This window comes from Arthrobacter sp. ZGTC212, from assembly GCF_002929255.1.
Taxonomy (GTDB): domain Bacteria; phylum Actinomycetota; class Actinomycetes; order Actinomycetales; family Micrococcaceae; genus Arthrobacter_B; species Arthrobacter_B sunyaminii.
This window is the reverse complement of sequence record NZ_PJIJ01000025.1, coordinates 1-751: the sequence shown is the minus strand read 5'-3', so window position 1 is coordinate 751 and position 751 is coordinate 1. Positions and strand designations below refer to the sequence as shown.

The following is a 751-nucleotide window of genomic DNA, read 5'->3' as shown; positions in this document are numbered from 1 at the left end:
CAGGGACGGGGGGCGGTGGCGCTGTTGGCGTCCGATGCGGGTACCTGCGCCATGCTTTTGGAAAGGCTCGACGGCGAACGCTCACTCGCCGCTGTCCCCATGGAGGACGCCGTGGAGGTCTGGAGAGGCATGGTCCGGCAGCTTAGCCTCAACCCCGTTGACCGGCCGCAGTGGCAGCAGTTCGAACACATCACCTCGCGGGCAGAGCAGTGGAGTGATGACCTGCCCGTGGAATGGGAACAGCTGGGGCGTCCCTTCCCGCGCTGGCTGCTCGAGGCAGCCCTTGAGGTGTGCCAAACCCGCGGGGCGGTGGGCCGGCGTGCGGCACGCGATGTCCTGGTCCATGCGGACCTGCATTTCCTCAATGTCCTGGCCAGGCCATCTGCGTCCGCACGGACAAGCCTTCCATCCCCGCCGGCACTTCGGACGGCGGCAGGCTTCGCCGCCATCGACCCGCAGCCCATGATCGGCGAGCCGGAGTTTGCAGTGGCTCCGCTGTTGTGGAACCGCCTTTCGGACTTGCCTGTGAACGACAGCGGAGCCGGCCTGCGGCGGCGCTGCTCTGATTTCAGCTCTGCTGCCGGCCTGGACCCGGAGGTTGCACGGCAATGGGGCATCGCCCGGGAAGTGGAGAACGCCCTCGCTTACGCGGGAAAGCCGGACCATCGAGGCGACCTCGAGCGGTCCCTGTGGGTGGCCAGCACTTTGGCTGGCCGAACCCTTGACGGGCTACCGTCAGCACATCGCCTGC

The 751-nt window shown here is 67.6% G+C and carries 1 protein-coding gene; it reads left to right on the top strand.

Going from position 1 to position 751, the window contains the following annotated elements; genetic code table 11:
- Positions 1–751, top strand: a 751-nt coding sequence (locus tag CXQ89_RS17675) for an aminoglycoside phosphotransferase family protein (RefSeq protein ID WP_104162200.1), incomplete at both ends; no start/stop codon positions are given.